Source organism: Kitasatospora sp. NPDC059722 (assembly GCF_042733235.1).
Classification (GTDB): Bacteria; Actinomycetota; Actinomycetes; order Streptomycetales; family Streptomycetaceae; genus Kitasatospora.
In genome coordinates, this window is sequence record NZ_JBHWGD010000003.1 from 13,420 (window position 1) to 26,821 (window position 13,402).

A 13,402-nucleotide genomic window follows, 5' to 3' on the forward strand; every position below is an offset into this window, starting at 1 on the left:
GCAAGCACGTTCACGCAAGCACGTTCACGCAGCGACGTTCACACAACGACGTTCACACAACGACGGAGGGGCCCGCCGTCCGTACGGCGGGCCCCTCGTCTTCCGTGAACGGTCAGGCCCGGTCGCAGGCCTGGGCGCGCAGGGCGCGGGCGAGGTCGTCCCGGCGCTCGATCACCAGGCGGCGCAGCGCGGGCGCCGCGTCGGGGTGGCCGTCCAGCCAGGCGTCGGCCTCGGCGAGGGTCGGCTCGCCGATCTGGGCGCTCGGGAAGAAGCCGCCGACGAAGCGCATCGCGATCTCGATGGTGCGCTCGGCCCAGATCTTCTCCAGGAGCTTGAAGTAGGGCGCCGCGTAGAGGGCGGTGAGATCGCGGTGGGCGGGCAGCGCGAAGCCGGCGATGTTGGCCTCGACCAGGGCGTTGGGCAGTTCGTCGGAGTCGACGACGGCCGACCAGGCGGCGGCCTTGGCCTCGGGGGTGGGGCGGGCGGCCATGCACTGGGTGTACTGGCGCTTGCCGCCGGCGGTGTTGTCGGCGGCGAGCTCCCCGGCGAGCTCGTCGTCGGAGGCCTGCCCGGCGGCGGCCAGGGCGAGCCACAGCGCCCAGCGCAGCTCCTGGTCGACGTCGAGGCCGTCGATCCGGGCGCTGCCGGCGAGCAGGCCGCGGACCAGGCCGAGGTGTTCGGCGCCGCCCGCGGTCTGGGCGAGGAAGCGGGCCCAGGCGAGCTGGTGGTCGCTGCCGGGGACGGCCCCGCGCAGTTCGCGCAGGGCGCCGTCGGCGAGCAGCCGGCCGCCCTCGGCGCGCCAGGCGGGGTCGGCGTAGAGGTCGACGGCGGTCTTGGCCTGGGTGTGCAGGGACTGCAGGACGCCGATGTTGCCCTCCTGGCCGGCGAAGCGCAGCACCAGGGCGACGTAGTCGCGGGCGGGCATGAGGCCGTCGCGGGTGAGGTTCCAGACGGCGGACCAGGCGAGGGCGCGGGCGAGGTCGTCGCCGATCTCGCCGAGGCCGGTGCGCAGGGTCTCCAGCGAGGCGTCGTCGAAGCGGATCTTGCAGTAGGTGAGGTCGTCGTCGTTGAGCAGGACGAGCGCCGGGCGGGGGCGGCCGGCGGCCTCGGCGACGACGGTGCGGGCGCCGGTGACGTCGAGCTCGATCCGGGCGGTGCGCACCAGCGTGCCGTCGGAGTCGTGGTCGTAGAGGCCGACGGCGATCCGGTGCGGGCGCAGCACGGCCCCGTCCTGGAGGACGGCGAGTTCGGTGATCCGGCCCTCGGCGTCGGCGGTGACCTGCGGGGTGAGCGAGTTGACGCCGGCGGTCTGCAGCCAGGCGGCGGCCCAGGACTTGAGGTCGCGGCCGCTGGTCTCCTCCAGGATGCCCAGCAGGTCGGCGAGTTCGGTGTTGCCGAAGGCGTGGCGCTTGAAGTAGCGGCGGGCGCCCTCGAAGAAGGCGTCCGAACCGGCGTACGCGACCAGCTGCTTGAGGACGGAGGCGCCCTTGGCGTAGGTGATGCCGTCGAAGTTGAGCTTGGCGGCTTCGAGGTCGCGGATGTCGGCGGTGATGGGGTGGGTGGTGGGCAACTGGTCCTGCCGGTAGGCCCAGGCCTTGCGCTGGTTGGCGAAGGTGACCCAGGCCGAGCTGTAGCGGGTGCGGGCGCCGATCAGCCCGTAGGAGCCCATGAAGTCGGCGAAGGACTCCTTGAGCCACAGGTCGTCCCACCAGCGCATGGTGACGAGGTCGCCGAACCACATGTGCGCCATCTCGTGCAGGATGACGTTGGCGCGGCCCTCGTAGGCGGCGTCGGTGACCTTCGAGCGGAAGACGAAGTCCTCCTTGAAGGTGACGCAGCCGGGGTTCTCCATGGCGCCGATGTTGTACTCGGGCACGAAGGCCTGGTCGTACTTGCCGAACGGGTACGGGTAGTCGAACTGCTCGTGGAAGAAGTCGAGTCCGAGCTTGGTGACGCCGAGGATCTCGTCCGCGTCGAAGTGGCGCGCGAGGGACTTGCGGCACATCGCGGAGAGCGGGATCTCCAGGGTGGTGCCGTCGGGCAGCTCGCGGCTGTAGTGGTCGCGGGCGATGTGGTAGGGGCCGGCGACGACGGCGGTGAGGTAGGTGGAGATCGGCTTGGTCGGCGCGAACTCCCAGGTGCGGGCGCCCTCTTCGGTGTCGACGCGCTCGTGGACGGCGTTGGACCACACGTCCCACGCGGCCGGGGCGGTCACGGTGAAGGTGAACGGGGCCTTCAGGTCGGGCTGTTCGAAGGTGGCGAAGACGCGTCGGGCGTCGGCCGGCTCGTAGTGGGTGTAGAGGTAGGTCTCGCCGTCGGCCGGGTCGACGAAGCGGTGCAGGCCCTCGCCGGTGCGGCTGTAGGCGCAGTCGGCGTCGATGGTGAGGACGTTGTCGGCGGCGAGGCCGTCGACGTGGACGCGGGCGCCGTCGAAGGCGGTGGCCGGGTCGATCGCGCGGCCGTTCAGGGTGATCGAGCGGACGGCGGGGGCGAGCAGGTCGAGGAAGGTGGCGGTGCCGGGCCGGGCGCAGCGGAAGGCGACCGTGGTGGTGGAGCGGAAGGTCGCGGCCGCGGGGTCGGGCGCGGAGGTCACGTCCAGCCGGACCCGGTAGCCGTCCACGGTCAGGATGCTGGCCCGCTGCTGGGCTTCGTCGCGGCTCAGGTTCTTGCCCGGCACGGCGGTACTCCTTTGTCCGGCTCGCACGGTGGTGCGTTCTGGTCTGTGCTCTCCTGCGCGGCTTCGGCGCATCAGGGGCATCCTTTCACGCCGTCGCGCGCCAGTACCATTGCACAGGCCGGTGGGCCGGGGCGGAATCAGCGGGGCCGGGCGGGTGTTGGCGCCTGGACGGGGGGAACGCCTTTCCGCCCGTGATTTCCCCGGACACCTCACGAAGGACGACCGCAGTGACGACTGCCGCCGAGCGCAAGACCGCCGACTTCTGGTTCGACCCGCTGTGCCCGTGGGCGTGGATGACGTCCCGCTGGCTGATCGAGGTGCAGCAGCTGCGTCCGGTGGACGTGAACTGGCACGTGATGAGCCTGTCGGTGCTCAACGAGGGCCGCGACCTGCCGCAGCAGTACCGCGACCTGATGGACAAGGGCTGGGGCCCGGTCCGGGTGTGCGTCGCGGCGGCGCAGCAGCACGGCGAGGAGGTGCTCGGCCGGCTCTACACCGAGCTCGGCCTGCGCCTGCACAACCGGGCGATGCCGCTGGAGCGGGCGACGGTCGAGGAGGCGCTGGTCGCGGCGGGCCTGCCGGTCGAGCTGGCCGACGCGGCCGACACCGACGCGTACGACGAGGCCCTGCGCGCCTCGCACAAGGAGGGCATCTCGCTGGTCGGCGAGGACGTCGGCACCCCGGTGATCGCCGTCGAGGGCGCGGACGGCGACCGGGTCGCGTTCTTCGGCCCGGTGGTCACCCCGACCCCGCGCGGCGAGGCGGCGGCCCGGCTGTGGGACGGCACCCTGCTGGTGGCCTCCACCCCGGGCTTCTACGAGATCAAGCGCACCCGGACGGCGGGCCCGTCCTTCGAGTGACGCCCGCGGCGGAACGCGGGAGGCCCGGCACCACCTGGTGCCGGGCCTCCTCCCGTGCCTCTTCCGTGCGTGCGCCGCTACCGCGCGGCCGCGTCCCTGCGCTGCTTGAGCAGCCCGGCGGCGGTCAGCAGGGCGACCAGCACCCCCGCCGCGTACAGCTGCTGGCGGTTGCCCTCGGTGGTGGTCATCAGCGCGAGGATGCCGGCCACGGCGGCCATGGCCACCCAGGTCAGGTACGGGTAGCCCCACATCTTCACGGTGAGCAGCTCGGGCGCCTCGCGCTCCAGCCGGCGGCGCATCCTCAGCTGGACGAGGCAGATGAACAGCCAGACCACGAGGATCGCGACGCCGGTGGTGTTCATCAGCCAGGTGAACACCGTCGCGGGCCAGAACTTGGCGGCCAGCACGGCGCCGAAGCCGAACAGGCAGGAGGCCAGCACCGCCCGGCGCGGCACGCCGCCGCTCACCCGGGCCAGCGCCTTGGGGCCCTGTCCGCGGCCGACCAGCGAGTACGCCATCCGGGAGGCGCCGTAGATGTTGGCGTTCATCGCGGACAGCAGCGCGATCAGCACCACCGCCTCCATGATCGTCCCGGCGCCGGGCACCCCGAGGTGGCGCAGCACGGTGACGTACGGGCCGTCCTGGACGACGGCCGGGTCCTTCCAGGAGACGAGGGTGACGACCAGGGCCATCGAGCCGATGTAGAAGATCGCGATCCGCCAGACCGCCGTCCGCACCGCGTTGGCGACGTTCTTCTTCGGGTCGTCGGACTCGGCGGCGGCGATGGTGACGGTCTCCAGGCCGCCGTAGGCGAACACCGAGGCGAGCAGACCGACGATCAGTCCGCTGACGCCGGTGGGCAGGAAGCCGCCCTGGCCGGTCAGGTTGGTGGCGCCGGGGGCGCCGGGGCCGAGGACGCCGGCCACGCCGAGGCCGCCGAGGACCAGGAACGCGACGATCGCGGCGACCTTGATCGTGGCGAACCAGAACTCGAACTCGCCGAAGTTCTTCACGGCGGTGAGGTTGCTGGCGCAGAAGAAGACCATGAACAGGCCGACCCAGACCCACGCCGAGACGCCGGGTATCCAGCCGTTGACGATCTTCCCGGCCGCGGTGGCCTCGGCGGCGACTCCGCAGCACAGCATGACCCAGTACATCCAGCCGGCGGTGATCCCGGCCCAGGGGCCGATCTCCTTCTCGGCGTGGACGGAGAACGAGCCGGAGGCCGGGCGGGCGGCGGACATCTCGCCGAGCATCCGCATGATCAGCATGACCAGCAGGCCGGAGAGCGTGAACGCGAGGATGATGGCGGGCCCGGCCGCCGCGATGCCCGCGCCGGAGCCGACGAAGAGGCCGGCGCCGATCACCCCGCCGAGCGCGATCATCGACAGGTGGCGCTGCTTCAGCCCGTGCGAGAGCTGCTGACCGGCGGCCGGGGGAGCGGTGTCGCTGCTCCCGGGCGCCGGGGGCGCGGAGGTGGGGGCCATGGAGGGGGATCCAGACTGTGCGGAATGCGGCATGAGTTGTCCAATATCCGGGGACACCCCTGTCCATGCCAAGGGCGGGCGAGCCGGGCCCACCATGCGGACCCCGCGGTGACGCCGGGTCGGCGGGTGCTCACGTTCCGTCGATCGGGCGGTTCCGACAAGGTCCTGCGGTGGGGGTTTGTCCGAAACCGTGAAGGTGGCGGAGTCGATCACCGCGTAGGTTCACAGGTGTTCACTCACCTGGACCCCACGAGGAGTTCCCCCATGGCCATTGCCGGCACGTCGATACCGACCCGCGCCGTCCTCGCCGACCTGCTGCCCGCCGCCACCACCCGTCTCGGCGCGCAGGCCCGCGACCTCGCCCTGGTCGCCGGCGGCGCCGCGCTGACCGGCGTCGCCGCCCAGCTCTCGGTCAACGTCCCGGGCTCGCCGGTGCCCGTCACCGGCCAGACCTTCGCCGCCCTGCTGGTCGGCACCGCGCTCGGCGCCCGCCGCGGCGTCGCCTCGCTCGCCCTCTACCTGCTGGCCGGCCTGGCGGGCCTGCCCTGGTTCGCCGAGGGCACCTCGGGCTGGGCGATGCCCTCGCTCGGCTACGTGCTCGGCTTCGTCCTCGCGGCCGGCCTGACCGGCGCCCTGGCCCGCCGCGGCGCCGACCGCAGCCCGGTCAACACCGCCGTGACGATGGTCCTCGGCACCCTCGCGATCTACGCGGTGGGCGTCCCGTACCTGGCCTTCTCGCTGCACGTGCCGCTCGCCCGGGCCGCCGAGCTCGGCCTCTACCCGTACCTGGTCGGCGACGCCCTCAAGGCCGCGTTCGCCGCCGGCGCCCTCCCGCTCGTCTGGCGCCTGGCCGGCAAGCGGTAGCCGGCGGCGGCGGGCCGACGCGGGCGCCCGGCGCCCCCTGCGGAGCCCGGGTGCCCGCGCATGCCACACTCATGGGCATGCGCGTGTACCTGGGCTCCGACCATGCCGGATACGAACTGAAGAACCACCTCGTGGAGTGGCTCAAGGAGGCCGGCCACGAGCCGGTCGACTGCGGGCCGCACATCTACGACGCCGAGGACGACTACCCGCCGTTCTGCCTGCGCGCCGCCGAGCGCACCGCCGCCGACGCCGACGCCCTCGGCATCGTGATCGGCGGCTCGGGCAACGGCGAGGCGATCGCCGCCAACAAGGTCAAGGGCGTGCGGGCCGCACTGGCCTGGAGCGTGCAGACCGCCGAGCTCGGCCGCCAGCACAACAACGCCAACGTGATCTCGGTCGGCGGCCGCATGCACACCGTCGAGGAGGCCACCAAGTTCGTCGAGGTCTTCCTCGGCACCCCTTACAGCGGCGAGGCCCGGCACACCCGCCGGATCGAGATGCTGAGCGAGTACGAGACCACCGGCGAGCTCCCGCCCGTCCCGGCCCACCACCCCCAGGGCTGAGACGCTCCGCCCGCCGAATTCCCCACCGACCCTCCAGCGGCCGGGCGCGGGGCCCCCCCCGGGCCGGCGCCGGCGGGCGCCGCCCCCCCCCCCCCCGGCGGGCCGGCCCGCCGTCGTCCGCGCCCCCGCGCCGCCTGTGGCATCGGCCACAGCCCGGCAGCGCGCGAAGACCCCCGCACGCGGGGCGCGTACGTCGTCCGCCTGGTTCGTACGCCCAACCGGCGCACGCCTCCTGACGCCGCGGCCACCACCGCACCGATCGGCCGAAACCCGCTGACGCGCCCGCACCTCGGCGCGACCGCCCCCGGCCGAGCCGTCGACGCCGGGCGGTGCCCGTGGATAAGGTCGGGCCCCATGGCTGGCAGACCGCCGGGCGCACCGCCCCAGACGACTGCGACGAGGCCCGGCGCCGTCCCGGCGTCCGACCCCGTGACGGCCCGGTTGCGCAGGAGGCTCCGCCGGGCCCGCCGAAGGCTGCGCACGGCCGGGGTCGACTACTTCCGCGGCGGCGCCGCCGACTGGCCGGTGCTCTGCGCGCTCGCGCTGCTCGTCCCGCTGCTGATCCTGCTCAACATCTGGATGCCCGCCTGGGCCCCGCCCACCGCCCTCGTCCTGCCGATCCTGGCCGGCGCCCTGCTGCTGCGCCCCGGCAGCCTCGTGGTGCTGTACGCGCTCGCCGCCCTCGGCCTGTCCGCCGAGTCCGTGATCCACACCGGCGAGCGGGTCGCCAGCCTGAACCCGGAGGCGTACGTCTACGGCGTCACCCCCGGCGCGGCCCTCGTGGTCGGCGCCGCCGGGGTCGGCGGCCTGCTGCTGGCCCAGTTCCGGGCCCGGGTCGGGGTGCCCTGGTGGGGCGGTTCGACGATGCTGTTCGACCTGCGCGAGCGGCTGCGGGTGCAGAGCCGCGTCCCGCGGCTGCCGGACGGCTGGCACGCCGACATGGCGCTGCGCCCGGCCGGCGGGCAGTCCTTCTCCGGGGACTTCGTGGTCGCCGCCCGCACCGGCCCGGGCCAGCGCGTGCTGGAGGTGGTCCTCGCGGACGTCTCCGGCAAGGGCATGGACGCCGGCTCGCGGGCGCTGCTGCTGTCCGGCGCCTTCGGCGGACTGGTGGGCTCGCTGCCCGCGCACGACTTCCTGCCCGCCGCCAACGGCTACCTGCTGCGCCAGTCCTGGGACGAGGGCTTCGCGACCGCCGTCCACCTGGTGCTCGACCTGGACACCGGCGAGTACGAACTGCTCTCCGCCGGGCACCTGCCGGGCATGCAGCGCCTGGCGGGCGCCGGGCGCTGGGAGGTCAAGGAGGCCACCGAGGGCCCGCTGCTCGGCATCTACGACGGCGCCAAGTTCGAGGGCGTGCGCGGACGCCTGAACCGCGGCGACGTCCTGCTGCTGTGCACCGACGGCATGGTCGAGGCGCCCGGCCGGGACCTCACCGAGGGCATGGACCGGCTGATGGGCGAGGCCGACCGGCTGGTGCCCGGCAGCGGCCCGGGCGCCGGGGCCGGCGCCGCCGCCGCGCTGATCGAGACGGTCGCCCGGGACATCAACGACGACCGCGCGGTGCTGCTGCTCTGGCGCGACTGACGCCCCGACCGGCCGACGGGCCGTCCGCGGCGCCCGCCGCCGGATCGGGCGGGGCCCCGCGCCGGCACATGCCGCAGGCAGGAGCTGTCAAGCCTGGGTGCCGATCTTCGGCCAAATCGGGCGCCCCGTCAGCGGAGTGGACCTGAGCCTTCCGTTCCCCGCCGCCGCGCGTTTCCCGGCCGCTCAGCGCGGCCCCGCCGACGATTCGTCAGAACGACTCGGCTATCGTCTCGGACGGCGGAAACTCGTCTCGCATCCCAGGATATCGGCGTTGGGCCGACTGTCAGACCTTTACGCAATCGGCACGGTCGACCACACTGAGTCCGGGCGGGACTGGTCAGGATTCGGGGGATGGGGGGCGTCACGTGCGGCACGGAAGAGCTTGTGCGATCGCTGAGTGCTCCCCGCCCGGCCGGGGTGTGCCGGACGGTCCGCGATTCCGCCTCGGGACCGTCGGACAGGCCGGGGTCCGGCTTCGCAGGTGCCGCCGGCCGGTGGCGCCACGCTATGAAACGAGGAAGTGAGTCCGGGTGGCACTCTCCGTCTCCGCGCTGGTCCTGTTCGCGATCCTGTGCATCATCTTCATCCGCAACAAGCAGCTGAAGATCCCGCACGCGATCATCGCCGCCCTGTTCGGCTTCATGCTCCACGAGACCACCGTCGCCGGTTCGATCAACTCCCTGCTGGCGAACCTGGCCCACAGCATCTCCGGCATCACCGGCGGCTGACGGGAGGGCCGGCGGCACCCGCGCGAGGGTCACCGGCCGGCCCGTCTGGCCTCCCGCCAGCGAGCGAACAGTCCCCGGGGGCGCACTGCCGCCGGGGCGGGCGTGCGCACCGGTGCGGGCGCCCCGGCACTTGCCGGCACCACCGCCGGCCCGACCGGGCGCACCGCCGTCAGCAGGACGAACAGCCGTGCCCAGCACAGGCGTTCGCCGCGCGGCCAGTCCAGCGCGCGCAGCGCCGCCGAAGCCGCCTCCGACACCTCGCCGTCGACCCGGACCTCGGCGACGTCGTCGCCCGCCTTCCCGCCCAGGAAGAGCTTCACCCCGACCGGCCCCGCCCCGGTCAGCCCCGGCCGCAGCGCCGGCGCCAGCGCGGGCAGCACCCGGTGCTCCGTGAGCCAGGCCGCCAGCCGCTCGTTGCCGAAGCCGAACACCGCCGCCGGCCCCTGCAGCGCGTGCCAGCCGGGCAGTTCGGCGTGGTCCGCGCGGTCGGCGTACACGCCCCGGCCGTCCGCCAGCTCGACCAGCACCGAGGCGGTGGTGGTCGCCCACATCTTCACCGCGTTGGCGAGCTTCTCCTCCTCGGTCTTGCCGAGGCCCGCCGAGCAGTCCCAGACCACGGGCGCGTCCGCCCGCCCCAGGTGCAGCACGAAGCCGAGGTCGACGTGACCGGCCCCGTCGCCGCCCGGGTGCTCGCGCACGGCCACCGCCGTCGTGCCCGGGCCGCGCACCACCTCGCCGTCGACGGTGAACACCTGCCCGAGCCCCGCCATCTCCCGCACGACGCAGCGCTGTATGACGGCAAGCCGCTCCTCGGGACGCACCGGAACTCCTCCACCTCGGGACCGCAGTGGTCTGCGTAGTGATCTGCGTGACGCGCGGTTCCGCGTGACGCTCCGGACACGCGATCGAACCGTGCTCGAACGCGCCGAGGCTATCGGCCCGACAGCCTGCCGGGAAACCGCCCGGACCACCCGGACCTCCGGTCGCGGAAATGTCTGCCATGCCCCACTTTGGGAGCGGAACCTGAAGGCCGCCAGCCCGGAGAACCGCATGCCCCGCACCGTCCCGACGCCCCCGCCGCCGCTGCTGCCCCTCCCGCCGTCGATCCTGAGGGGCGCCGACGGCTCCGGCCTGGTCGCCGAGGTCGAGGCCTACCTCGCCTCCCTGCCCGCCCCCGCCCGCACACCCGTCCCGTACGTCTGCCCGTACGGCACCGCCCCGCTCGCGTGGCACGCCGGCCACCCCGAGCCCCGGGCGACCCTGGTCGGCCGGGTGCTGCGCCGCCCCGTCCGTCCGGTGCCGGTCAGCGCCGCCGACCACCTGCGGCTCGCCTCGCGCTACATCGGCGCGTTCGGCTGGCTCCAGGGCGCGCTGTGGGACGCGGGCGGCCGGGTCTGCCTCCTCGGCGCGCAGGCCGCCGTCCTCGCGCACGGCTACGGCACCCCGCGCACCGTCCGTACGGCGCGCGTCCAGCTGATGGAGGTCCTGCACGCGACCGGCCGCCCGGCGCACTCCCCGGACGAGTACAACGACCGCCCGACCACCCGGGAGGCCGACGTCCACCTGTTGCTCGACCGCGCCGCGGCCCGCGCCGCCCGCCTGGGGCTCTGACCTGCGGACGGACCCGGGAACGCCGACGGCCCCGGTGCGAGGACGCACCGGGGCCGGGCCGTGGAGCGGGCGACGAGAATCGAACTCGCGTGACTAGTTTGGAAGACTAGGGCTCTACCATTGAGCTACGCCCGCGTGATCCCCCGGCACGCAGCCGGAAGTTCGGGGAACAGCGTACCTGGTCCGGTCGCTCCCGTGCACACCGCATTTCTGCGCGCCCCCCGGACGCGCTCCCGAAACCCCTTCCGGCGGCCCGAAATAAGTCGGCGAACCGCCGGGGCCCGGCGTGTACGCTTCCTCTCGGCACCACGGGGTGTGGCGCAGTTTGGTAGCGCGTCCGCTTTGGGAGCGGAAGGCCGTCGGTTCGAATCCGGTCACCCCGACGTGCGGCAGGGTCTCGCCCACCGGGCGGGGCCCTGTTCTGTTCCCCGGGTACGGTGACGTCTGGCGTCCGCCTTTCGTGGTACCGGTAGGATGGGGCGCTGGCGGTAGTCCCTGCGGCGAACACCCAGGTCAACCGCACGAGGGCGAGGAGTCACGCTCACCGTCCACCCCCCACGGGAGATGCAGCTCCAACCGCCCATCGCCCGTCTCGCCAGACCCACCCGTACCGGCCCCGGCCGGCGCGATCCGGGGCTGGGGAGGCAACCTGACCGCAAGCCCATAGGAGACCAAACCGTGAAGAGCGCCGTCGAGACTCTGAACCCGACCCGGGTTCGACTCACCGTCGAGGTGCCCTTCGAGGAGCTCAAGCCCAGCCTCGACGCGGCGTACAAGAAGATCAACCAGCAGGTCACGGTTCCGGGCTTCCGTAAGGGCAAGATCCCGGCTCGCGTCATCGACCAGCGTTTCGGCCGTGGCGCCGTGCTGGAGGAGGCCGTGAACGACGCCCTGCCGCGCTTCTACACGCAGGCCGTCGACGAGGGCAAGATCGAGGTCCTCGGCCAGCCCGACATCACCAACATCGAGGGTGTCGAGACGATCGCCGATGGCGGTGACCTGAAGTTCACCGCCGAGGTGGACGTCCGCCCGGAGATCACCCTGCCGGAGTTCTCCTCCATCGAGGTGACCGTCGACCCGATCGTCGTCGCCGACGAGGACATCGAGAAGTCCCTGGAGCAGCTGCGCGAGCGCTTCTCCTCGGTCAAGGACGTCGAGCGCGCCGCCGCCGCCGGTGACATCGTGGTCGTCGACCTCGTCGCCACGGTCGACGGCGAGGTGCCGGAGGACGGCACCGCCAACGGCGTGAGCTACGAGATCGGCTCCGGCCGCCTGATCGACGGCATCGACGACGCCGTCACCGGCCTGGAGGCCGGTGGCACCGCGACCTTCGAGACCGAGCTCAAGGGCGGCACCCAGGCGGGCAAGACCTCCGAGGTCACCGTCACCGTCACCGCCGTCCAGGAGAAGGAGCTGCCCGAGCTGGACGACGAGTTCGCCCAGCTGGCCAGCGAGTTCGACTCCCTGGAGGACCTGCGCGCCGACTCCCGCAAGCGCCTGGAGCGCATGAAGGAGTACGACCAGGCCACCCAGGCCCAGGAGAAGGTCCTCGACGCCCTGCTCGCGCTGGTCGACATCGAGTACCCGGAGAAGCTCCTCAAGGACGAGATCGAGACCCGCAAGCACAACCTGGAGCACCACCAGCTGGAGCCGATGGGCCTGACCATCGACGCCTACCTGGAGACCCAGGGCAAGACCCGCGAGGAGTGGGAGGCGGAGATCGAGGAGCAGGCGAAGAAGGGCATCAAGACCCAGTTCGTCCTGGACCAGATCGTCGCCAACGAGGAGCTGGGGGTCAACCAGGAGGAGCTCACCGAGCACCTCATCCGCCGCGCCGCCGGCTCCGGCCTGACCCCGGACCAGTTCGCCCAGCAGGTCGTCCAGGGCGGCCAGGTTCCGCTGCTGGTCGGCGAGGTCGCCCGCGGCAAGGCGCTGGCCACCGTGGTCGAGGCCGCCAAGGTCGTCGACACCGAGGGCAACGAGGTCAACTTCGACGACGAGGACGAGTCGGGCGAGACCGTCGAGGCCACCGAGGCCGCCGCCGAGGAGACCACCGAGGCCTGATGGCCGCGGTAGCCCCCTGAGGCACGCAGCGGGCCCGGACGCCGTCATGGCGTCCGGGCCCGTCGCCGTTCCCGGCGCGGGCACCCCAACCGGAGCAGTCCCGTCCGGCGCGCGTGACCCTGCGCTCACAGCGAACAGTTCTGCGTGGGGGATTCTGCGGCCCGGCCTGCGCGTTAGGGTCCTTGGACAGCAACAATCACGACGTGATACCCGGAAGCTGTGCGACACCGTGACGGCCGCCCGGCGACCGTCCAAATCGACTGAGCAGGTGGCTAAGTGACGTTCCCGCAGATGCAGATGGGCCCGATGGCGCCGCACGCCGCCTCTGGTGACGTGCTCGGCGGCCTGGGCGACCAGGTCTACAACCGGCTGCTCAACGAGCGGATCATCTTCCTCGGCCAGCAGGTCGACGACGACATCGCCAACAAGATCACCGCGCAGCTGCTCCTGCTGGCCGCGGACCCGGAAAAGGACATCTTCCTCTACATCAACTCCCCGGGCGGCTCGATCTCGGCCGGCATGGCGATCTACGACACCATGCAGTACATCAAGAACGACGTCGTCACCATCGCGATGGGCATGGCGGCCTCGATGGGCCAGTTCCTGCTGACGGCCGGCGCCAAGGGCAAGCGCTTCTCGCTGCCGAACGCCAACATCCTGATGCACCAGCCGTCGGCCGGCCTCGGCGGCTCCGCCACCGACATCCGCATCCAGGCCGAGCAGCTGCTGCGCACCAAGAAGCGGATGTCCGAGCTGATCGCCTTCCACAGCGGCCAGTCCTTCGAGCAGATCACCCGGGACTCCGATCGCGACCGCTGGTTCACGCCGGAGGAGGCCCTGGAGTACGGCCTGATCGACGCGATCATGCACAGCGCCGCGGACGTTCCCGGCGGCGGCGGCACGGGCGCCTGAGCCTCGGCCCGGCCCACGAGACCACAGCCCCAACGCCCCGGAGGACAAGAAC

Annotated in this window: 11 protein-coding genes and 2 tRNA genes; 9 read left to right on the forward strand and 4 right to left on the reverse strand. The window is 72.8% G+C overall.

The annotated features are described in order from the left end of the window. Positions 1-112 precede the first annotated feature (112 nt). Positions 113-2,677, reverse strand: coding sequence for an aminopeptidase N (gene pepN, locus ACFV4F_RS02430; RefSeq protein ID WP_380500161.1), 2,565 nt, complete (start codon positions 2,675-2,677; stop codon positions 113-115). 227 nt (positions 2,678-2,904) lie between these two features. Between pepN and ACFV4F_RS02435 the strand changes: the two genes are divergently transcribed. Further along, complete coding sequence (locus ACFV4F_RS02435) at positions 2,905-3,537, forward strand: disulfide bond formation protein DsbA (protein WP_380444516.1); 633 nt, start codon at positions 2,905-2,907, stop codon at positions 3,535-3,537. Between the two features lie 77 nt (positions 3,538-3,614). Here ACFV4F_RS02435 and ACFV4F_RS02440 read toward each other — a convergent pair whose 3' ends face one another. Continuing rightward, the gene (locus ACFV4F_RS02440) at positions 3,615-5,024 is read right to left on the reverse strand and encodes an amino acid permease (protein WP_380500162.1); all 1,410 of its coding nucleotides are present in this window, start codon (positions 5,022-5,024) and stop codon (positions 3,615-3,617) included. Between the two features lie 264 nt (positions 5,025-5,288). Between ACFV4F_RS02440 and ACFV4F_RS02445 the strand changes: the two genes are divergently transcribed. From ACFV4F_RS02445 to ACFV4F_RS02460, 4 genes are all read left to right on the forward strand, one after another. Then, the gene (locus ACFV4F_RS02445) at positions 5,289-5,888 is read left to right on the forward strand and encodes a biotin transporter BioY (protein WP_380444518.1); all 600 of its coding nucleotides are present in this window, start codon (positions 5,289-5,291) and stop codon (positions 5,886-5,888) included. A gap of 77 nt (positions 5,889-5,965) precedes the next feature. Continuing rightward, positions 5,966-6,451, forward strand: coding sequence for a ribose-5-phosphate isomerase (locus tag ACFV4F_RS02450; RefSeq protein WP_380500163.1), 486 nt, complete (start codon positions 5,966-5,968; stop codon positions 6,449-6,451). A 441-nt stretch (positions 6,452-6,892) separates the two neighbouring features. Continuing rightward, complete coding sequence (locus tag ACFV4F_RS02455) at positions 6,893-8,035, forward strand: PP2C family protein-serine/threonine phosphatase (RefSeq protein ID WP_380446134.1); 1,143 nt, start codon at positions 6,893-6,895, stop codon at positions 8,033-8,035. Positions 8,036-8,565: 530 nt separating this feature from the next. After that, positions 8,566-8,763, forward strand: a complete 198-nt coding sequence (locus tag ACFV4F_RS02460; RefSeq protein WP_363648347.1) for a hypothetical protein — start codon at positions 8,566-8,568, stop codon at positions 8,761-8,763. A 29-nt stretch (positions 8,764-8,792) separates the two neighbouring features. Here ACFV4F_RS02460 and ACFV4F_RS02465 read toward each other — a convergent pair whose 3' ends face one another. Next, the gene (locus ACFV4F_RS02465; RefSeq protein ID WP_380446133.1) at positions 8,793-9,584 is read right to left on the reverse strand and encodes a DUF6348 family protein; all 792 of its coding nucleotides are present in this window, start codon (positions 9,582-9,584) and stop codon (positions 8,793-8,795) included. 229 nt (positions 9,585-9,813) lie between these two features. On the opposite strand from ACFV4F_RS02465, the gene ACFV4F_RS02470 reads away from it, so the two are divergent. Then, positions 9,814-10,374, forward strand: coding sequence for a hypothetical protein (locus ACFV4F_RS02470; RefSeq protein WP_380500164.1), 561 nt, complete (start codon positions 9,814-9,816; stop codon positions 10,372-10,374). A 61-nt stretch (positions 10,375-10,435) separates the two neighbouring features. On the opposite strand, the gene ACFV4F_RS02475 is transcribed toward ACFV4F_RS02470, so the two are convergent. After that, positions 10,436-10,509, reverse strand: a tRNA-Gly gene (locus tag ACFV4F_RS02475). 174 nt (positions 10,510-10,683) lie between these two features. Here ACFV4F_RS02475 and ACFV4F_RS02480 point away from each other — a divergent pair. The 3 genes from ACFV4F_RS02480 (at position 10,684) to ACFV4F_RS02490 (ending at position 13,350) form a co-directional block, all read left to right on the forward strand. Then, positions 10,684-10,757, forward strand: a tRNA-Pro gene (locus ACFV4F_RS02480). A 295-nt stretch (positions 10,758-11,052) separates the two neighbouring features. Beyond that, positions 11,053-12,438 (forward strand): trigger factor, encoded by a 1,386-nt coding sequence (tig, locus tag ACFV4F_RS02485; protein WP_380497743.1) that lies wholly within the window; start codon positions 11,053-11,055, stop codon positions 12,436-12,438. 297 nt (positions 12,439-12,735) lie between these two features. Further along, the gene (locus ACFV4F_RS02490; protein ID WP_329931219.1) at positions 12,736-13,350 is read left to right on the forward strand and encodes an ATP-dependent Clp protease proteolytic subunit; all 615 of its coding nucleotides are present in this window, start codon (positions 12,736-12,738) and stop codon (positions 13,348-13,350) included. The last annotated feature ends 52 nt before the right edge of the window (positions 13,351-13,402 follow it).

What these genes read in the sequence shown, in the direction of transcription:
- ACFV4F_RS02490 (WP_329931219.1), top strand. Translation starts at nt 12,736, where the DNA reads ATGGGCCCGATGGCGCCGCACGCCGCCTCTGGTGACGTGCTCGGCGGC.
- ACFV4F_RS02440 (WP_380500162.1), bottom strand. Translation starts at nt 5,024, where the DNA reads ATGGCCCCCACCTCCGCGCCCCCGGCGCCCGGGAGCAGCGACACCGCT.
- ACFV4F_RS02445 (WP_380444518.1), top strand. Translation starts at nt 5,289, where the DNA reads ATGGCCATTGCCGGCACGTCGATACCGACCCGCGCCGTCCTCGCCGAC.
- ACFV4F_RS02470 (WP_380500164.1), top strand. Translation starts at nt 9,814, where the DNA reads ATGCCCCGCACCGTCCCGACGCCCCCGCCGCCGCTGCTGCCCCTCCCG.
- ACFV4F_RS02450 (WP_380500163.1), top strand. Translation starts at nt 5,966, where the DNA reads ATGCGCGTGTACCTGGGCTCCGACCATGCCGGATACGAACTGAAGAAC.